The following is a 16,796-nucleotide window of genomic DNA, read 5'->3' on the forward strand; positions in this document are numbered from 1 at the left end:
CGTCCGTGTTTCCCACGTTTCCCGCTTTCCCGCCTCGCCCCCTGAGGGGCGTCCGTGCGCCGACCCCGCAGGGGCGCGCAGCCTCTCTACCCGCACGCCCCGCCGCAACTGCCCCGGAGGAGACAGAACATGAGCCGCAACGACGTACTGGTCGACGCCGACTGGGTCCAGGAGCACCTGGACGACCCGACGATCGCCATCGTCGAGGTGGACGAGGACACCACCGCCTACGAGAAGAACCACATCAAGAACGCCATCCGGATCGACTGGACCAAGGACCTCCAGGACCCGGTCCGCCGTGACTTCGTCGACCAGGCGGGCTTCGAGAAGCTCCTGTCGGAGAAGGGCATCTCCAACGACCACACGGTCGTCCTCTACGGCGGCAACAACAACTGGTTCGCCGCGTACGCCTACTGGTACTTCAAGCTGTACGGCCACGAGAACGTCAAGCTCCTCGACGGCGGCCGCAAGAAGTGGGAGCTGGACGCCCGCGAGCTGGTCGCCGGCGACGAGGTGCCGGAGCGGGCGAAGACCGAGTACCAGGCCAAGCCGCAGGACCTGTCCATCCGCGCCTTCCGCGACGAGGTCGTGGACGCCATCGGCGTGCAGAACATCGTCGACGTGCGTTCGCCCGACGAGTTCAGCGGCAAGCTGCTCGCGCCGGCCCACCTGCCGCAGGAGCAGTCGCAGCGCCCCGGCCACGTGCCGAGCTCCCGCAACATCCCGTGGTCCAAGAACGCCAACGACGACGGCACCTTCAAGTCCGACGAGGAGCTCAAGAAGCTCTACGAGGACGAGCAGATCGACCTGTCGAAGGACACCATCGCCCTGTGCCGCATCGGTGAGCGCTCCGCGCTGTCCTGGTTCGTGCTGCACGAGCTGCTGGGCGTGGAGAACGTCAAGAACTACGACGGCTCCTGGACCGAGTACGGCTCCCTCGTCGGTGTGCCGATCGAGCTCGGCGACGGCAAGTAAGTCCTACCGACCGACCCTTCCAGACCACTAGACCACTTCAGGAGTACGCCATGTGCGGTGCGAAGGCCGGTGGCCCGGACGCTTCGACGATCAAGCCCGGCGAGACCACCATCCAGGGTCAGGTGACCCGTGACGGCGAGCCGGTGACGGGCTACGTCCGTCTGCTGGACTCGACCGGCGAGTTCACGGCCGAGGTCCCGACCTCCGCCACCGGGCAGTTCCGCTTCTACGCGGCCGAGGGCACCTGGACCGTCCGTGCCCTGGTGCCCGGCGGCAGCGCCGACCGCACGGTCGTCGCCCAACAGGGCGGGCTGGCCGAGGTCGCCATCGCGGTGTGAGGGCCCGTCCCGCGGATCCGTCCGCGGGACCGGTGACGGTCGAAGGGCCGCATCCCCGGGTCGGACGCCGGGATGCGGCCCTTCGCGCTGTTCGGTTCTAGGCTGGACACATGTACGCGCGCAGGCGTCATGTCTACTTCGCCATGATGGGGACGTGCATCGGGTTGTTCGTCCTGGCCTGGAGCGTCGTGCGGCTGTGGTCGGTGCCGGTGGCCGTGGGCATGTGCGTGGTGGCCATGGTCATCCCGCCGGTCGCCGCGATGATCGCCAACCGGCGCGGCCCCGAGGACCGCTGGTGGGACGACCCCTCCGGCGACCCCCAGTCCGACGAATGGTGGGACGAACTGGACGGCAAGAAGGGACCGCGGCCGCCCCGGTGAGAGGCCGACAGGCGCGGCTCCTCAGTACACGAGTGCCTGTGTGTCGTCCGCCAGCGCCTCCTGCACGAACACCTGCGCGCCCGCGATCCGTACGCCCTCGATGACGTCCTTCTCCGTGATGTCCCGGCGGGCCGCGCACTGCGTGCACAGGGTGAGACGTCCTCCCGCGACGATCGAGTCCAGCAGGTCGGGCAGCGGGGCCGCGTGCGGCAACTCGAACTCCGCGGCACGGCCCGGCAGCGCGAACCACGCGGACTCGCCGGTGAGCCACAGGGAGACATCGACCCCGCTGGCCACGGCCACCGCCGCCACCGTGAACGCCTGCGAGCAGCGTTCGGGGGCGTCGGCCCCAGCGGTCACCTTGATCACAAGCTTCTTCGCCATGGCTGAATCGTAATCCTGTTGCCTACAACTACTTGTGTGGCCCACGAGTCCTCTGTGAAAGCGCGACATGGAACGCGCTCTTCTCGTTCTGAGGGGACATTGTGGAAGATCCAGAAAGACCAGGGGGTCCCAGGACTGCCGAGGAAGTCGGGACGCCGAAACCTGATGAGGCGGCTGCGGGTGCGGAGCCTGCCGGGTCCGACGCGGCAGCCCGTCCACGCTCGCGTCCCCGCGGCCGTACGACGTTGCTGATCGCCGCCGCTGCCGTACTGGGCGTCGTCGCCGGTACCTGTACCGGTTATCTCGTCCAGGCCGACCGCGAGCCCACCGCGCTGCCGTCGCTGGCGCAGCCGGTGCCGACGCAGAAGAAGGGGCAGGCGCCCGCGCCGTTGTCGGCGGCGCAGGACCGCCGGGTGAAGACCGACGGCGACCTCCGCAAGCTGTTGCTGAAGAAGCCGCGCGGAGCCAAGGACGACGAGTTCCTCATGGGCGACGACGGCTGGATGAGGCTGGCCGACTACGCGTCCTTGTTCGAGGATCCCGACGAGACCTTCGGTGAACTGCTCGCCGACGAGTTCCGGCGCGCGGCTGTGACCGGCTGGAGCAAGGGGGACACCTCCGTGGAGATCCGGCTGGTGCAGTACCGCCAGGAGGAGGCCCCCGTCGCCGCCGACTACGCCGAGGGCGCCCAGTACTGGACCGAAAGCGAGGACGGCGTGGACAGCTGGGACATACCCGGCACCGGCGACGGGATGGCGTACGTCCACACCCGGCCCGACTCCGAGCCCGGCTATCTGCCCGTGTACAGAGCCGAGGCCCATGCCTGGCGTGGTGACATCCATATGGAGGTATGGGTCACGGACACCGAGCGGATCTCCAAGAAGGAGATCCTCGACCTGGCCGAGCGTCAGATGGAGCGGCTGTGAGCGAGAACCCCACCCCGCTGGACGCTTCTCCGGACGAGCCGAGGCCGGCGGACGCGGTCGCGGCAGGGGCGGCCGGCCCCGCAGAGCCGGTGGAACAACCGCCGGCGCCGATGCCCGCGCCCGCCCCCGCCCCGGACGCCGTGTCCGGTGGTGACGCCGCGTCCGAGCCCGCTTCCGAACCCGCGCCGGTGAAGAAGCGCCTGCGGCGCGGACGGATCGCCACCGTGGCCGGGAGCGTGCTGCTGGCCGCCGCCGTCCTCGGCGGTGCCGGGTACACCGTCGTCACCGTCGAGAACGCCGACCGGGAACCGGGCGCCCCCACCTGGGACATCGACGAGGCCGAGGCGGCCGACGGGAAGCAGGCCGCTCCGACCGGTCTCGCCGGCATGCTCGTGCCGTACGGGAGCAGGGGTTACGAGCGCGGCCCCGACCTCGGGACGTTCGGCGCCGATGCCGTGCTCGGCGGGGAGCAGGCCACGGCCCTGCGCAAGGAACGACTGCGGGGACTGCCGCGTACCCAGCGCAAGCAGTTGGAGAAGGCGATCGACCGGCAGCGGATCACGGGCCTGGCGATGCGCAGTTACGTCAATGCTGACGCCGTGCGCTGGGAATACGACGAAGACGTCTTCACCATGAGCATCGAGCTCGCACAGATGGAGAACCGCTCTGCCGTCCGGGACCTGGCACGGTTCCAGAGCGGGTTCCTGGACGCCATGGACGTCTTCCGCGCCGGCCCGAAGATCAAGGGCCACAAGAACGCCCACTGCTTCCTGCCGCCGAAGGAGGACGAGGTGGAGCTGGACACCATGTACTGCGTCGCCCACGTCGGCAATGTGCTGGTCACCGCGATCGCCGACGGTGTCGCCCCGCTCAGGACCAAGGAGGCCGCGATGCTGCTCCGTGAACAGCTCGACCGGATCACCGAGCCGGGGGAGTCGGTATGACCGAGCAGCACGTCCTCACACCGCCTCCCTCGGAGCCCCCGGCCCCCGGAGAACCCCAGGCCGGGCCCGCCGCCGCGAAGGACCGCCGTGTGCTGCGCGCCGTGCTGCGCTGGACCGCCGCCGTCGCCGTCTTCGCCGCCGTCGGCACGTCCACCGCATACGGCATCACGCGCATGGAGCGCACCGACGTACCGGGGCTCGCGACCGAGTCGGACGGGCGCTGGGACTACCCCGCGCTCACCAGGCCGCCGCTGCCCTCCGGCAGCCCCGGACCGCTCGCCGAGTCGAACAGGGCGGGCACCCACCACATCGACCTGCGCGCCCTCGTGCTCCCGGCGCCCGAGGGCGCGACGGACGAGGCGAAGCTGCGGGGCAAGGGCGGCTGGCTGGACACCGGGGTCTTCCTGTCGGAGTACGCGGTCGCGGAGGACCGGGACGAGTTCCGGCAGGAACTCGTGGACCGCGGTCTGCGGCACATCGCGGCCCGCGGCTGGACCACGCAGGACGGCACCAGGACCCGGATCTACCTGCTGCGATTCGACACCGCGGCCGTCGTCGACTCGCTGTTCCAGGACGGCCTGACCCCGATCAGCAGCCCCAAGTACCGGCTGCGCGGTACCGGCGTGTCCCAGTTCGACGAGAACTACCCGAGACAGGCGCGGGCCGACGGGGCTCACTGGATGTCCTACGTCGAGGCGGCACCGTACGGCGCCGAACAGGTCCGTCACGCCTACCTCGGCTTCGGCGACACCCTGGCCCTCGTCGTCCAGTCCCGCAAGGGCGGCGCCCAGGCCGTGCCCTTCCAGCAGACAGTGGCCCTGCAGAGCCGGCTGCTGAGCTGACCCGATGAGGGGGCCGTACAGGCGCACCTCATACAGAGGGCCGGGTACCGGCCGCGTAAGCTGGGGGCCGGACCTGTGTACACGAACCGCACCGCACCCGCTCAAGGAGCACCCGTGGAGATCTTCTTCTCAGCCCTGTTGGCTCTGGTCTGCGTCGGCGTCCTCGCCTTCGCCGGGCTGGCCGTGAAGAAGCTGTACCAGGGCCAGCGCTGACCGCCCACGTCCAGGAACTGTCACTGATGATCGAGATCCCGTCCGACCTCCACAAGGACCTCGTGCCGCTCGCCTTCCTGCTCGGCGACTGGGCGGGCGCCGGGGTGCACGACTTCCCCGGCGCCGAGAAGTGCAACTTCGGGCAGGAGGTCTCCTTCACCCACGACGGCCGGGACTTCCTGGAGTACAGCTCCCACACCTGGGTGCTCGACGGGGACGGCAATAAGGTCCGGCCCCTGGAGTCCGAGCACGGCTTCTGGCGGATCGACGCCGCCCGCAAGGTCGAGGTGACGATGACCCGCGACGACGGCGTCATCGAGATCTGGTACGGCGAGCTGGCCGACCAGAAGCCGCAGATCGACCTGGTGACGGACGCGGTGGCGCGCACCGCCGCCGCCGATCCCTACAGTGGCGGCAAGCGGCTGTACGGCTACGTCAAGAGCGACCTGATGTGGGTCGGCGAGAAGCAGACCCCCGAGGTCGAGCTGCGCCCCTACATGTCGGCGCACCTGAAGAAGGTCGTCACCCCGGAGGACGTCGAGCGCTGGGCCAAGGCCCTGCCCGACGACATGCCGGACGACGGAATCGCCTTCTTCGAGTAGGCCCCGCACCTCGTAGAGTTCTCACGTCCCCCGGCCGCTGCGGCCGGGGGACGTTGTGCGTGATGCCCCGGATCGGTGTTAACCCCTGGGTTGGGTTAACAAAATCAACAGCACGGCAATGCGCTTGCAGCGGGCAAAGGTGCGTGGCTACAGTACGGGTGTCTTCGTAGAGCGGCTTCGAGGCTTCGCGAATGCGCGGAGCCCCGGTCGCACTATGCCTGCGACCGGGGCTCCGGAGGCTGTGTTCTGGGTGGCTTGCGCTGCAGAGGCGAGCCCAGAACGTTCACCGATCACACTAGCATGGCGCGCCCCGCGAGGCGCTGGGGGAATCGTGACCGATCGCCTGCCCGAATGGATGCTGCGTGACCTGTCCCTGCCGCGGCTGCGGCGGTACATCCGTGCCGCGCACGGCAACGCCCGGACCGCTGAACGCCTGTACTGGTGGAACATCGAGGTTTCGGCGGCTCTGTTCGGCCCCCTGCACTGCCTGGAACTGGCCCTGCGTAACGCACTGCACGACGCGCTCGCGCGACACCACGGCAGACCGGACTGGTGGGTGGTGGCGCCGCTGAACGAGCGGGGGCACAAGCTGGTGAACGATGCCCGCCGCTCTTGCGGGCGGCGCCTGAGGCGGATCACGCCGGACGACGTGGTGGCGGAGCTGTCCTTCGGCTTCTGGGTTTCGCTGCTCAGCCACGGCTCGGGCTACGACCGGTACTTCTGGGTGCCCGTTCTGCACTCGGCGTTTCCGTGTTACCGCGGACGCCGTGACCACCTCTATCGCGAGCTGACCTCGCTGGTTCTGTTGCGCAACCGGGTCATGCACCATGAGCCGGTCCACCACCGGCACCTGTCCGCCGACCATGACACCATCTACCGGGTACTCGGGTACCTGAGTCCGGAGCTGGCCAAGGAAGCGCAGGTCATGGACCGACTTCCGGCCGTACTCGCGGGCCGGGCGGATGTCCTGGGCGGCGTCCGGCCGCCGCGGTTCTGAGGGAGGGAAGCGCTGTGACGGACTTCGGTGCACAGCGGTCCGGTACGAGGGCTGAGGCGGAGTTCGTCGGCGTGCTCGTCTCTCGGCCCGACATCGCGCGACTCGTGGGGGTCAAACGCCCCGCCGTCACCAACTGGGAGCGTCGGCACGCGGACTTTCCCCGGCCCGTGACCGTCGGCGCCGAGGGCGAGCGGTTCCGCGCCGACGAGATGCTGGCCTGGCTCTCCGGACGGACCGTCGCCGTGAACGCCATGCGGCCGGGCGAGCCTTCGGGGACGACCTACGGCGACCGGTTCCGCGCGGGGCTGACCGGAGGCACGGCAGGCGGACTGCTGCGGGCGGTCGAGCGGCTCGCGGGACCGGAAGCGGACCGGCTGCGAGGGCCAATGCCGTTGGACCGGTATCTCCTGTGGCTGCTGTACCTCGTCCTGAACCAGATCGTGGAATCCGAGGGCGGTCCGGTCAGAGCCGTGAACAGCTTCCGCGGGATGACACGTGGCTACGACCCGTCGGAGAAAACGGTTCCGCGCCCTCTGCTGACCGCGCTCGCCGACACGCTCGGCCGCACCTCCGCAGGCTCCGGGGAGGAAGCCCGAGCGGCGTTCGAGCACGTACTGGTGTTGTGGCGGGACGCGTACGCGCGCGAGGGTGGAGCGTTCTTCACCCCGCCCTCCGTGAGCCGGGTCATGGCCGGGGCACTGGCCGCCGTACGGCCTGGGGCGGTGCGCGTCCACGACCCGTACGCCCGCACCGGAGAACTGCTTGCGGCCTACCTGGACGCGGTCACCGCACAGGTCGGCAGCGCGCCGCCCGGAATCAGCGGCCGGGTGCCCGAAGCCCTGGAACGGCAGGTGGCGGAAATGAACCTGCGGGTGCACCACGACCGGCCCCTGCGGCTTGATGAGGGACCGTTCACTCCGGCGCTCGAACCCTGTGCCGACCCTCCTGGCGCCTTCGACGTGTTGCTGACCAACCCGCCCTTCGGCCGACGGTTGGAGGACGTGGCCCCGCCCCCGTACTGGACTTTCGGGCCGGCCCAGCGGACCGAGTTCGACTGGCTGCAGTATGTCGTCTCGAGGATCGCCCCGGAAGGCCGGGCCGCCGTACTGCTGCCGGCCGGGGCCTCCTTCAACGCAGGTGCTGCCGAGACGGTGCGGGCGGGCCTGGTCGAGGCCGGGGCCGTGGAGTGCGTGATCGGGCTTCCCGCCGGGCTCTTCGCGCTCACCGCCGTCAAGACGCAGATCTGGTTCCTGCGGGCCCCGGGCCCGCAGGAGGCAACGGACCTCGAGGTGCTGTTCGTGGCGGGCGAGCATCTCGGACACCAGCTCACCCGGACCCGGCGGGCCCTGACCGATGACGACATCGCGCGGTTGGTGGGGGAGTATGCGTCCTGGACCACGGCCAGGGCGGCCGGACGTTCTTTCCCCGGCACCCCCGGCCTGAGCCGGGCGGTGCCGGTGCCGGACGTGGCGGATCACGGCCACAGGCTGGATCCCCCGCTGTACGTCCGGCTGCCCGACGCGGCCTCGGCGGTCCGTGCGGCCGGTCCCGCTGCGACCCGTGAGCGGTTGGCGGAGCTGGCCGAGAAAGCCGCGGCCCTGCACGCGCGGGCGGAAGAGGCGGACGCCGAAGCGGCTCGGTGGCTGAGGAGGTACGGACTGTGACGACGGCCGACGAGTTCGTGCCGCCGGCTGGCTGGTCGCGCAGCGCGCTGCGGGAACTGTGTGCGTCCATCCAGGCCGGACCGGGGCGGCGTGCCGAGGACAAGGACCCCACACGGGCGAACGGGGGAACCCCCCTCGTACTGCCACGTGACCTTCAAGGGCAGCGGATCGTCAGCGAAGAAGGCGCAGCCGTTTCCTCGATTCCCCGGGACCGGGCGCGGACGCTGGTGAAGTACGAGTTGGCCGAAGGGGACGTCCTCCTCACCCGGACCGGCACCGTGGGTCGCTGTGCCCTGGTCACGCGGGAGCACGTGGGTCGGCTGTTCCATCCCAACCTGGTACGGCTCAGGTTGCCCGAGGTGGGGCGGGTGTCGGCCGCGTATCTCACCGCTTATCTGAGTGCGACGGCCGCACAGGACTGGATCAGGGCCCGGACCGCCGGTTCGGTCATCCCGTCACTGAGCATCCGCACACTGGGTGAGCTGCCCGTCCTCGTGCCGTCGGCCGCTGAGCAAGCGATGATCGGTGCCACGCTTGCCGCCCTCGACGCCAAGATCCAGGCGCACAGGGAGATCGCTCGTGCGACCGGTGACTACCGCAGCGTGCTGGCCGACGCCCTGATGACCGGCACTCTGACGACCGAGCCGTGAGCGGGGCACGGGCCGCTCCGGGGCTCTTTTGGCAGATATTTGCGGCGGCACGCCGGGAGCACGCACCGGACGCCGTTCCTTCTCCCGCGGAGGTCCCTCAGAAGGGCCCTAGACTCGTGGTGTGGTGAGCACCGACTGGAAGAGCGACCTCAGGCAGCGCGGCTACCGGCTGACGCCGCAGCGCCAACTCGTGCTCGAAGCCGTCGACACGCTGGAGCACGCGACCCCCGACGACATCCTCGTGGAAGTGCGCAAGACGGCGTCGGGGGTCAACATCTCCACCGTCTACCGCACGCTGGAGCTCCTGGAGGAGCTGGGTCTGGTCAGCCACGCCCACCTCGGGCACGGCGCCCCGACCTACCACCTCGCCGACCGGCACCACCACATCCATCTCGTCTGCCGTGACTGCACCAACGTGATCGAGGCGGATGTGGAGGTGGCCGCCGAGTTCACGGCGAAGCTGCGCGACATGTTCGGTTTCGACACGGACATGAAGCACTTCGCGATCTTCGGCCGCTGCGAGGACTGTTCCCTGAAGCGTTCAACTACCGAGTCGTAGGCTAGGGGTATGAAGAGCCCCCTGCTGACCCTGTCCGGCGCCGTCCCCGCCGAGGGCGTGGACGAAGGCGTGGCCGCGCACTACGGCGACCTGTTCCGCGAGCAGCGCGCCCTCGCCGACGGCACCGGCTTCGTCGACCTGTCCCACCGCGGGATCGTCACCGTCTCCGGGGCGGAACGCCTGAGCTGGCTGCATCTGCTGCTCACCCAGCACGTCAGCGACCTCCCGCCGCACCAGGCCACCGAGGCGCTGATCCTCTCCGCGAACGGCCACATCGAGCACGCGCTCTACCTGGTCGACGACGGCGAGACGGTCTGGGCGCACGTCGAGCCCGGCACCCAGGACGCGCTGATCGCCTACCTGGAGTCGATGAAGTTCTTCTACCGGGTCGAGGTCGCCGACCGCACCGCCGACTTCGCGGTGGTGCACCTGCCGGCCGGTTCCATAGCGGAGGTGCCCGAGGGCGTGGTCGTCCGGGAGACGCCGTACGGCCGTGACCTGTTCCTGCCCCGCGCCGACCTGGAGTCGTTCGCGGAGAAGGCGGGGCCGCCCGCCGGCATCCTCGCCCACGAGGCGCTGCGGGTCGAGCAGCACCGCCCGCGGCTCGGTTTCGAGACCGACCACCGCACCATCCCGCACGAGCTGGGCTGGATCGGCGGTGCGGTGCACCTGCAGAAGGGCTGCTACCGGGGCCAGGAGACGGTCGCCCGGGTCCAGAACCTGGGCAAGCCGCCGCGCAGGCTGGTCTTCCTGCACCTGGACGGCAGCGAGGTCCACCTGCCGCCGGCCGGGACCGACATCCGGCTCGCCGACGACGGGCCGGACGGACGCAAGATCGGCTTCGTCACCACGTCCGTACGCCACCACGAGCTGGGCCCGGTCGCCCTCGCGCTGATCAAGCGGAACGTCCCCGTCGACGCCCGCCTGATGGCCGGGGACACGGCGGCGGCGCAGGAGACCGTGGTCGAGCCCTGAGCGCCGGGTCTTCGGTCCGAGAGCCCGGGGGCCCGGGGGTCAGACCTCCAGCAGGACGGTGAACGGGCCGTCGTTGGTCAGCGACACCCGCATCTGCGCGCCGAAGCGGCCCGTCGCCACCGTCGCGCCCAGGGAACGCAGCCGGGCCACCACCTCGTCGACGAGCGGTTCGGCGACGTCCCCGGGGGCCGCGGCGCTCCAGGTGGGGCGACGGCCCTTGCGGGCATCGCCGTAAAGGGTGAACTGGCTGATCACCAGGAGCGGCGCGTCGATGTCGCTGCACGACTTCTCGTCCTGGAGGATCCGGACCGACCAGAGCTTGCGGGCCAGCTGGGCCGCTTTCTCCTTGGTGTCCTCATGGGTGACGCCGACGAGGACGCACAGTCCCTCGCCCTCGATCGCCCCCACCGTCTCGCCGTCCACGACGACGCTCGCGCCGTCCACCCTCTGCACCACCGCACGCATACGTCCATCATGCCGGTCGGCGAACGGATGACCGACGGCGACCCGTGCGTGACCCCGGTCGGGCTATTTTTCCTCCTTACCCCCCATCTGGGGTGGATCAGGGGCACTCGGTCACATAGCGGCCGCCAGGGGTGGCACGATGCTGGCACACACCGGTCGAGGGGACGGTTGAGGCACATGAGCACACCAGGAACCGGGCAGCAACCCGGCCCTGTCCTGTCGGCGTCGATCGGAGTGGGGGTCGGGGAACGCTTCGGGGAACACGATTTCCACCGTCCGCCCGCCCAGCGCACGGACAGTCCGACATGGGAGCCCGATCCGGCGCCGGAGCCCGAGCTGATCGCGCGCAGCCTGCCCGACCTGCGCGCGCTGCGCCGCGACGCGCAGCGCGACGAGGCCGACCTCAGCTATGTGCGGCGGCTGCTCCAGGGGCGCATCGACATCCTGCGGGCGGAACTGGCCCGGCGTACGCCGGTGGACGGGCCGGCTGGTGTCGGTGCCGACGTGGCCACGTCCGGCGGGGGCGCGTCCGGCGGGGGCGCGGTCCCGGCCGTCGCGCCGGTGGAGGCGTCCGTGGTGGAGCGGCTTCCGGAGATCCTGCGGGACACCCCGGCCCGCCACCGCTCCTCCGCCCGCCACGTGACCCTGGGCACTCCGCGCAGTGAGGAGTCCCGGCGGCTGGCGGCGGAGATGCTCGCCGAGGTGGAGCTCTCGGACCTGGGAGCGCGTACGGACGGGGAACTGCGCGCCGCGATGGGCCGGCTCGTGCGGTACGAGGAGCAGGTCTCCCGGCGGCGGCAGGGGTTGCAGCGCACCGCGGACGACTGCGGCGCGGAGATCGCGCGCCGGTACCGCGAGGGGGAGGCCCAGGTCGACGACCTGCTCGAGTGAGGCGGGGCGCCGGAGCAGGCGGTCGGAGCAGGCGGTCGGACGGTCGGAAAAGTGCGCGACACCCCGCCCGGGCGCGATCTACCGTGAACGCATGACCTCCAGCGCCGACACCTCTCGTGCCGACATCGACGTACGCCCGATCACCGAGACCGAGTTCGCGGACTGGACCAGGGCGTTGAACACCGGGTTCCTGCGCGAGCCCACTCCCGCCCGGGAGGAACTCGATGCGCGGCGAACGGAGTTCCAGCCGGGCCGGTCGCTGGGGGCCTTCGACGGCGGCCGGTGTGTCGCGACGCTCCGCTCCTTCGCCCAGGAGCTCACCGCCGTCGGCGGCGCCGCCGTGCCCGCCGACGCCATATCGAACGTCACCGTCAGCCCCACCCACCGCCGGCGCGGCCTGCTGACCCGCATGATGGCCCAGGACCTCGCCGCCGCGAAGGAGCGCGGGGACGTGGTCGCGACGCTCATCGCCGCCGAGTACCCGATCTACGGCCGGTACGGCTTCGGCCCCGCCACCTGGATGACCGAGTGGACCGTCGACGTCCCGCGCAGCGGCCTCGACCCGCGCTGGGCGGGTCCCGAGGACGGTGGACGCGTCGACCTCGTGGACGCCGAGGACGTGCGCAAGCTCGGTCCGGAGCTGCACGAGCGGCTGCGCGGGGCCCAGCCGGGTGCCGTCAGCCGTACGGAATACTGGTGGAAGCTCGCCACCGGCGCCCTGCGCCCCCGCCCGACCTGGACCGAGCCCTACTTCGCCGTGTACCGCTCGGCGGACGGCGAGGTCGAGGGCATGGTCTCCTACAAGGCGGACGACAACTGGGGCGACACCATGCAGCCGTTGAACACGGCGAGTGTGAACTGGCTGCTCGCGGTGAGCCCGGCCGCGGAGCGCGCGCTGTGGCACTACCTGTGCTCGATCGACTGGATCGTGAAGGTGAGGAGCGGCTGGCGGGCCCCCGACGACCTGCTCCCGTCCTTCCTGCCGGACCCGCGCGCGGCAGCCGTGACGACCCAGACGGACTGGTTGTGGGTACGCGTCCTGGACGTCGTACGGGCGCTGGAGGCCCGGACGTACGGCGCGGCGGGGACGCTGGTGCTGGAGGTGGTGGACGGCGCGGGGCCGGCCGGTGGCCGCTACCGGCTGGAGGCCTCGGCGGACGGGACCGGAGCCTGCGCGGCGACCACGGAGGACGCCGATCTCACGCTGGACGTGGCCGAGTTGGCGGCGCTGTGGCTGGGCGACGAGTCGGCGTTGCGGCTGGCGGCGCTGGGCCGGGTGCGGGAAGAACGAGCGGGCGCCGCCCGTCAGGCCGACGCCCTGCTGCGTACATCCAGGCGCCCGTGGTGCCCGGACCTCTTCTGAGCGCTTCTGCTGCTGCTCTCCCTCCTTTCTCTTCTCCGGCCGGCCTGTCTGCCGGCGACGGGTGTCGTGTCGTCATCCGTAGCTGCTTGCTGTTCAGTTGTGGTTGTCGCGCTGCCGCGCCGTGGTGCTGACCGGTCGGGTTCCCGGCTCCCCTCCAGGAGGGAAGCCCGGCCGGCTCCTCGAGAAGTGCTCCCGACGGTCACCGTGGGGAGCCAACCTCCCAAGAGGTTCGACCAGGTCGCCCAAGTTGGCGACCAACTTCTCTTCAGTTATCTCCGTCTGGAAGCGGCTCATAACCATCTTTCCCTGAACTGCCCGAAGATGGCGAGAAGTTGTAGGGTTCGGTCGTGGACTCGGAATACGCCCCTGTCAATGGACGGAAGAGGTCGCAGCGGCCACAGAGGACACATCGCGAGGTGGCCGACGAGTTGCGTGCCCGGATCAAGTCCGGAGAGCTGGGTCCTGGGCAGCGCATGCCCACCCAGGCCCGGCTCGCCGAGGAGTTCGGCGTCGAGCGCGGTGCCGTGCGCCAGGCGCTGCGCGTCCTGCAGTCCGAGAGGCTCCTCACCAACGCCTCCAAGGGTGCCCCGGCGACCGTCGCCGTCGACCCCGGCAGCGCGCCGACCGGCCCCGGAGCACCGCCGCAGCCCACCACGGTGGCCCTGGCGCCCCGCATCGCCGCCGCGTTCGCGGCCGAGCGCGTCGAGATCGACGCCGTCTGCCTGACCGCCATATCCCTCACCCTCGCGATCGGCGCACCGCTGCGCCAGATCCACGCCGGGCGACTGAAACCGGCCAAGGTCGACGTCCGTGTCCTGCTGCCCAGCCGGGACATCGACCTCGCCTTCCCGGTGGCGGTCGAGGACCGCGGTGACGACCACGCCGTGCACGAGCGGTGGTTGTCGATGCGCAACGCCCAGGGCCAGGTGCTCCGGCACAACCTGCTCGCCCTGCGCGCCACCCACGGCATCGACGTCCGCGTCTCCTTCCGGGCCCTGCCCTTCACCCCGCCGGTGAAGCTGTACCTGCTCAACGGGCAGGAGGCGCTGTTCGCCTACTACACGCTGGCGCGCAGTGAGGCGCAGATCGACCAGGAGAACTTTCAGACGTACGACGCGCAGGGCGTCCGGTCCGTGCTGTTCGGCTTCGATCAGGGCGCCGGGACGCGGGACGCCGCCTTCGTGGAGCAGTCCCACCTGTGGTTCGACGCGCTGTGGAAGACGATCAGTTCGGAGCTGGTGCTCACCGACTGACGTCTTCCGGCCGTGGGCGCCGACGGCTCACAGGGCGGGCCGCGCCACCAGCAGGGCGAGCAGGACCGCTCCCGCGGAGCTGACGCCGGGGCTGTTGGCCTTGATGCCCACGGTGAGCAGCAGCAGGCCGACGATGCCGGCGATGCCGTACTTCCATTCCACGTACTGCTCGACGGTGATGACGACCACCGCGGAGATGAGGGCGAGGACAGGCACGGAATTCCCCCTTCGGGCTTCCCCGGCGGCGGAAGCGGAACTTCCGCCAACCCGGTCAAGTTGCCAAAGTTGGCAACCAACTCTAGTTAAGTTGTCCCCACTTGGCGGGCATCTATAAACAACTTCCAAACAACTCCCCATAGATGGATCAAAGTTGTAGCGTTTGGTCGTGACCCAGGAGAACGTCGCAGTGAACGGCAGCAGAAGGAAATCGCCCCAGGAGATCGCCGACACCCTGCGCGAACGCATCCGCGCCGGGGAGCTCAAGGTCGGCGAGCGCCTGCCCACCCAGGCCGAGCTCGCCGTGGAGTTCGGCGTGGAGCGCGGCATCGTCCGTCAGGCCCTGCGCGTCCTTCGGGAGGACGGCCTCCTGAGCAACGTCAGCAAGGGCAGCCCGCCCCGGGTCGCCGTACCGGCCTCGGTCCCCGAGGAACCCCAGCGGACCATGGTCGGCCTGGCCCCCCGCCTCACCGAGGCCTTCTCGGCGACGCACGTCCGTATCGACGTCGTGTGCCACACGTCCGAGACCCTGATGGTCGCCGTCGGTGAACCCGTGCGGCTGATCCATGAGGGCACGCTCCGCCCCGAGTCGATCGAGTTCCGTGTCCTCCTGCCGTCCCGGAAGATCAACCTGGCCTTCCCCGTCCTGGTCGACGAGGACGCCGACGGCGGCGACCCGGTGCACGAGCGGTGGTTGCAGATGCGCAACGCCCAGGCCCAGGTGCTCCAGCACAACCTGCAGGCGGTCCGCCACACCCACGGCATCGACGTCCGCGTCTCCTTCCGGGCCCTGCCCTTCACCCCGCCGGTGAAGCTCTACCTGCTCAACGGGCAGGAGGCACTCCTCGGGTACTACGTGCTCGCCAGGCGCGAGGAGGAGTGGGGCACCCAGACCCTGGACATGTACGACGCCCTCGGCTCCCAGTCCCTGCTCTTCCTCTTCGCCAAACAGGCCGGGCAACGGGACCAGGCGTTCGTGGAGGAATCGCAGAAGTGGTTCGACGCCCTCTGGGAAACCATCACGACGGACCTGACACTCTCCTGGTGACTTCTGATGCGACGCGGACCGATCCGGTGACACACGAGCCCGAGAAGGACCGGAAGCCTTCCATGGATCCGAATGTTCCGAGCGAGCTGAGCGAACTGAACGATCTGATCAGGGGCGCCCGTGTGGTGCTGTGGGACTTCGACGGCCCGGTCTGCCGACTGTTCGCGGGCCACTCGGCGCAGCGGGTGGCGAAGGAGCTCGTCGACTGGCTGGAGGGGCGGGGCCTGCACGGCCTGCTGACGGAGGCCGAACGCGAGTCCCTGGACCCGCACGTGGTGCTCCGCGCCGTGGACCGCCGGCACCCGGGCAGTGACCTGGTGGAGGAGCTGGAGGCACGGCTCACCGAGGAGGAACTGCGGGCCACCTCCTCGGCGTTGCCCACCTCCTACGCCGACCCGCTGATCCGCGCCTGGACCGCGGCGGGCTCCCGGCTGGCCATCACCACGAACAACTCCCCCCGCGTGGTCCGCAGGTACCTCGCCGACCACGACCTCCTCGGCTGCTTCGCCCCCCACGTCTACGGCCGCACCCAGCAGCTCAGCCTGCTCAAACCGGACCCCCACTGCGTCAACCGCGCCCTGAACGCCATGGGCGCGGCCCCGGACTCCGCCCTGATGATCGGCGACACCCCCTCCGACCTGTACGCCGCGGAGGCGGCCGGCGTGCCCTTCGTCGGCTACGCCCGCAACGAGCGGAAGGAAAAGGTGCTGCGGGACGCGGGCGCCACCACGATCCTGTCCTCACTGGAACCCGTGCTCGAGCACATCCGCTCCGGCCCTCAGGCCTGAACCATCAGCAGGGCCGGCACCACGGCCGCCCCCACGGCGGGCCCGTCCCGCCGGGCCCGCGTCCACACGCCGATCAGGAACAGGAGCCCCACACCGACCGCGCCGAGCCTCGACTCCGCGAGCAGACCCACCACCAGCTCGCCGAGCCCCGCGAGCACCTGGAACAGCGGCACGACCGACCACCTCCCCTCCACTTCCGGTGAAGCGGCCAACCAGCCGTCCAATTGGACTGTTTGTCGTGAAGGTGGTCTGCCCGGCCTGTTTGATCCCTTGACCAGCGACATGCAGTCAACAGTCCAATATGGCTGAGCGGTTGAAGGTTA

The 16,796-nt window shown here is 70.2% G+C and carries 21 protein-coding genes; 17 read left to right on the forward strand and 4 right to left on the reverse strand.

The window, feature by feature from the left end; translation table 11 throughout:
- Positions 1–129: 129 nt before the first annotated feature.
- The 3 genes from AC6F7H_RS14675 (at position 130) to AC6F7H_RS14685 (ending at position 1,693) form a co-directional block, all read left to right on the forward strand.
- Complete coding sequence (locus AC6F7H_RS14675) at positions 130–975, forward strand: sulfurtransferase (RefSeq protein WP_109379225.1); 846 nt, start codon at positions 130–132, stop codon at positions 973–975.
- 50 nt (positions 976–1,025) lie between these two features.
- Entirely contained in the window at positions 1,026–1,313 is a 288-nt protein-coding gene (locus AC6F7H_RS14680; protein WP_006139129.1) for a DUF1416 domain-containing protein, read from the forward strand.
- Positions 1,314–1,423: 110 nt separating this feature from the next.
- A complete protein-coding gene (locus AC6F7H_RS14685; protein ID WP_500757431.1) occupies positions 1,424–1,693 on the forward strand; it encodes a DUF3099 domain-containing protein in 270 nt (89 codons plus the stop codon).
- 21 nt (positions 1,694–1,714) lie between these two features.
- On the opposite strand, the gene AC6F7H_RS14690 is transcribed toward AC6F7H_RS14685, so the two are convergent.
- Positions 1,715–2,077 (reverse strand): DsrE family protein, encoded by a 363-nt coding sequence (locus AC6F7H_RS14690; RefSeq protein WP_042174837.1) that lies wholly within the window; start codon positions 2,075–2,077, stop codon positions 1,715–1,717.
- Between the two features lie 245 nt (positions 2,078–2,322).
- Between AC6F7H_RS14690 and AC6F7H_RS14695 the strand changes: the two genes are divergently transcribed.
- The 9 genes from AC6F7H_RS14695 (at position 2,323) to ygfZ (ending at position 10,449) form a co-directional block, all read left to right on the forward strand.
- Positions 2,323–3,003, forward strand: a complete 681-nt coding sequence (locus AC6F7H_RS14695; RefSeq protein ID WP_500757432.1) for a hypothetical protein — start codon at positions 2,323–2,325, stop codon at positions 3,001–3,003.
- Entirely contained in the window at positions 3,000–3,947 is a 948-nt protein-coding gene (locus tag AC6F7H_RS14700; protein WP_500757433.1) for a hypothetical protein, read from the forward strand. The genes AC6F7H_RS14695 and AC6F7H_RS14700 overlap by 4 nt, the downstream gene beginning before the upstream one ends.
- Positions 3,944–4,789, forward strand: a complete 846-nt coding sequence (locus tag AC6F7H_RS14705) for a hypothetical protein (protein ID WP_500757434.1) — start codon at positions 3,944–3,946, stop codon at positions 4,787–4,789. Before AC6F7H_RS14700 ends, AC6F7H_RS14705 begins: the two co-directional genes overlap by 4 nt.
- Positions 4,790–5,028: 239 nt before the next feature.
- Entirely contained in the window at positions 5,029–5,604 is a 576-nt protein-coding gene (locus AC6F7H_RS14710) for a heme-binding beta-barrel domain-containing protein (RefSeq protein WP_500757435.1), read from the forward strand.
- Between the two features lie 331 nt (positions 5,605–5,935).
- Positions 5,936–6,601 (forward strand): hypothetical protein, encoded by a 666-nt coding sequence (locus AC6F7H_RS14715; protein WP_500757436.1) that lies wholly within the window; start codon positions 5,936–5,938, stop codon positions 6,599–6,601.
- Positions 6,602–6,615: 14 nt separating this feature from the next.
- Positions 6,616–8,265 carry an N-6 DNA methylase gene (locus tag AC6F7H_RS14720; RefSeq protein WP_500757437.1) on the forward strand — a complete coding sequence of 550 codons (1,650 nt, stop codon included), beginning with the start codon at positions 6,616–6,618 and terminating at the stop codon, positions 8,263–8,265.
- Entirely contained in the window at positions 8,262–8,915 is a 654-nt protein-coding gene (locus tag AC6F7H_RS14725; protein WP_500757438.1) for a restriction endonuclease subunit S, read from the forward strand. Before AC6F7H_RS14720 ends, AC6F7H_RS14725 begins: the two co-directional genes overlap by 4 nt.
- A gap of 121 nt (positions 8,916–9,036) precedes the next feature.
- Positions 9,037–9,474, forward strand: coding sequence for a Fur family transcriptional regulator (locus tag AC6F7H_RS14730; RefSeq protein ID WP_109379229.1), 438 nt, complete (start codon positions 9,037–9,039; stop codon positions 9,472–9,474).
- A gap of 9 nt (positions 9,475–9,483) precedes the next feature.
- Positions 9,484–10,449, forward strand: coding sequence for a CAF17-like 4Fe-4S cluster assembly/insertion protein YgfZ (gene ygfZ / locus AC6F7H_RS14735; RefSeq protein WP_500757439.1), 966 nt, complete (start codon positions 9,484–9,486; stop codon positions 10,447–10,449).
- Positions 10,450–10,488: 39 nt separating this feature from the next.
- Here the strand turns inward: ygfZ and dtd are convergent, their stop codons facing one another.
- Positions 10,489–10,914 carry a D-aminoacyl-tRNA deacylase gene (dtd, locus tag AC6F7H_RS14740; protein ID WP_109379231.1) on the reverse strand — a complete coding sequence of 142 codons (426 nt, stop codon included), beginning with the start codon at positions 10,912–10,914 and terminating at the stop codon, positions 10,489–10,491.
- Positions 10,915–11,091: 177 nt separating this feature from the next.
- Between dtd and AC6F7H_RS14745 the strand changes: the two genes are divergently transcribed.
- The 3 genes from AC6F7H_RS14745 to AC6F7H_RS14755 all read left to right on the forward strand — a co-directional run bounded on the left by AC6F7H_RS14745 (position 11,092) and on the right by AC6F7H_RS14755 (position 14,421).
- Positions 11,092–11,805 (forward strand): RsiG family protein, encoded by a 714-nt coding sequence (locus AC6F7H_RS14745; protein ID WP_500757440.1) that lies wholly within the window; start codon positions 11,092–11,094, stop codon positions 11,803–11,805.
- A 91-nt stretch (positions 11,806–11,896) separates the two neighbouring features.
- A complete protein-coding gene (locus tag AC6F7H_RS14750; protein ID WP_500757441.1) occupies positions 11,897–13,168 on the forward strand; it encodes a GNAT family N-acetyltransferase in 1,272 nt (423 codons plus the stop codon).
- A 347-nt stretch (positions 13,169–13,515) separates the two neighbouring features.
- On the forward strand, positions 13,516–14,421 hold the full coding sequence (locus tag AC6F7H_RS14755) for a winged helix-turn-helix domain-containing protein (RefSeq protein WP_500757442.1): 906 nt from the start codon (positions 13,516–13,518) through the stop codon (positions 14,419–14,421).
- A gap of 27 nt (positions 14,422–14,448) precedes the next feature.
- Here AC6F7H_RS14755 and AC6F7H_RS14760 read toward each other — a convergent pair whose 3' ends face one another.
- The gene (locus tag AC6F7H_RS14760) at positions 14,449–14,637 is read right to left on the reverse strand and encodes a hypothetical protein (protein WP_500757443.1); all 189 of its coding nucleotides are present in this window, start codon (positions 14,635–14,637) and stop codon (positions 14,449–14,451) included.
- Positions 14,638–14,800: 163 nt separating this feature from the next.
- Between AC6F7H_RS14760 and AC6F7H_RS14765 the strand changes: the two genes are divergently transcribed.
- Both AC6F7H_RS14765 and AC6F7H_RS14770 read left to right on the forward strand, forming a co-directional pair.
- Complete coding sequence (locus AC6F7H_RS14765; protein ID WP_500757444.1) at positions 14,801–15,685, forward strand: GntR family transcriptional regulator; 885 nt, start codon at positions 14,801–14,803, stop codon at positions 15,683–15,685.
- Entirely contained in the window at positions 15,631–16,473 is an 843-nt protein-coding gene (locus AC6F7H_RS14770; RefSeq protein WP_500757445.1) for an HAD family hydrolase, read from the forward strand. Before AC6F7H_RS14765 ends, AC6F7H_RS14770 begins: the two co-directional genes overlap by 55 nt.
- On the opposite strand, the gene AC6F7H_RS14775 is transcribed toward AC6F7H_RS14770, so the two are convergent.
- Positions 16,464–16,646 (reverse strand): hypothetical protein, encoded by a 183-nt coding sequence (locus AC6F7H_RS14775; RefSeq protein WP_500757446.1) that lies wholly within the window; start codon positions 16,644–16,646, stop codon positions 16,464–16,466. The genes AC6F7H_RS14770 and AC6F7H_RS14775 overlap by 10 nt on opposite strands.
- Positions 16,647–16,796: the final 150 nt, after the last annotated feature.

The sequence above is a fragment of the Streptomyces sp. MMS24-W38 genome (assembly GCF_059889265.1).

Bases quoted from the DNA above. Each gene is read 5' to 3' on its own strand.
- AC6F7H_RS14675 (WP_109379225.1), top strand. From the start codon at position 130: ATGAGCCGCAACGACGTACTGGTCGACGCCGACTGGGTCCAGGAGCAC.
- AC6F7H_RS14680 (WP_006139129.1), top strand. From the start codon at position 1,026: ATGTGCGGTGCGAAGGCCGGTGGCCCGGACGCTTCGACGATCAAGCCC.
- AC6F7H_RS14685 (WP_500757431.1), top strand. From the start codon at position 1,424: ATGTACGCGCGCAGGCGTCATGTCTACTTCGCCATGATGGGGACGTGC.
- AC6F7H_RS14690 (WP_042174837.1), bottom strand. From the start codon at position 2,077: ATGGCGAAGAAGCTTGTGATCAAGGTGACCGCTGGGGCCGACGCCCCC.
- AC6F7H_RS14705 (WP_500757434.1), top strand. From the start codon at position 3,944: ATGACCGAGCAGCACGTCCTCACACCGCCTCCCTCGGAGCCCCCGGCC.
- AC6F7H_RS14710 (WP_500757435.1), top strand. From the start codon at position 5,029: ATGATCGAGATCCCGTCCGACCTCCACAAGGACCTCGTGCCGCTCGCC.
- ygfZ (WP_500757439.1), top strand. From the start codon at position 9,484: ATGAAGAGCCCCCTGCTGACCCTGTCCGGCGCCGTCCCCGCCGAGGGC.
- dtd (WP_109379231.1), bottom strand. From the start codon at position 10,914: ATGCGTGCGGTGGTGCAGAGGGTGGACGGCGCGAGCGTCGTCGTGGAC.
- AC6F7H_RS14745 (WP_500757440.1), top strand. From the start codon at position 11,092: ATGAGCACACCAGGAACCGGGCAGCAACCCGGCCCTGTCCTGTCGGCG.
- AC6F7H_RS14750 (WP_500757441.1), top strand. From the start codon at position 11,897: ATGACCTCCAGCGCCGACACCTCTCGTGCCGACATCGACGTACGCCCG.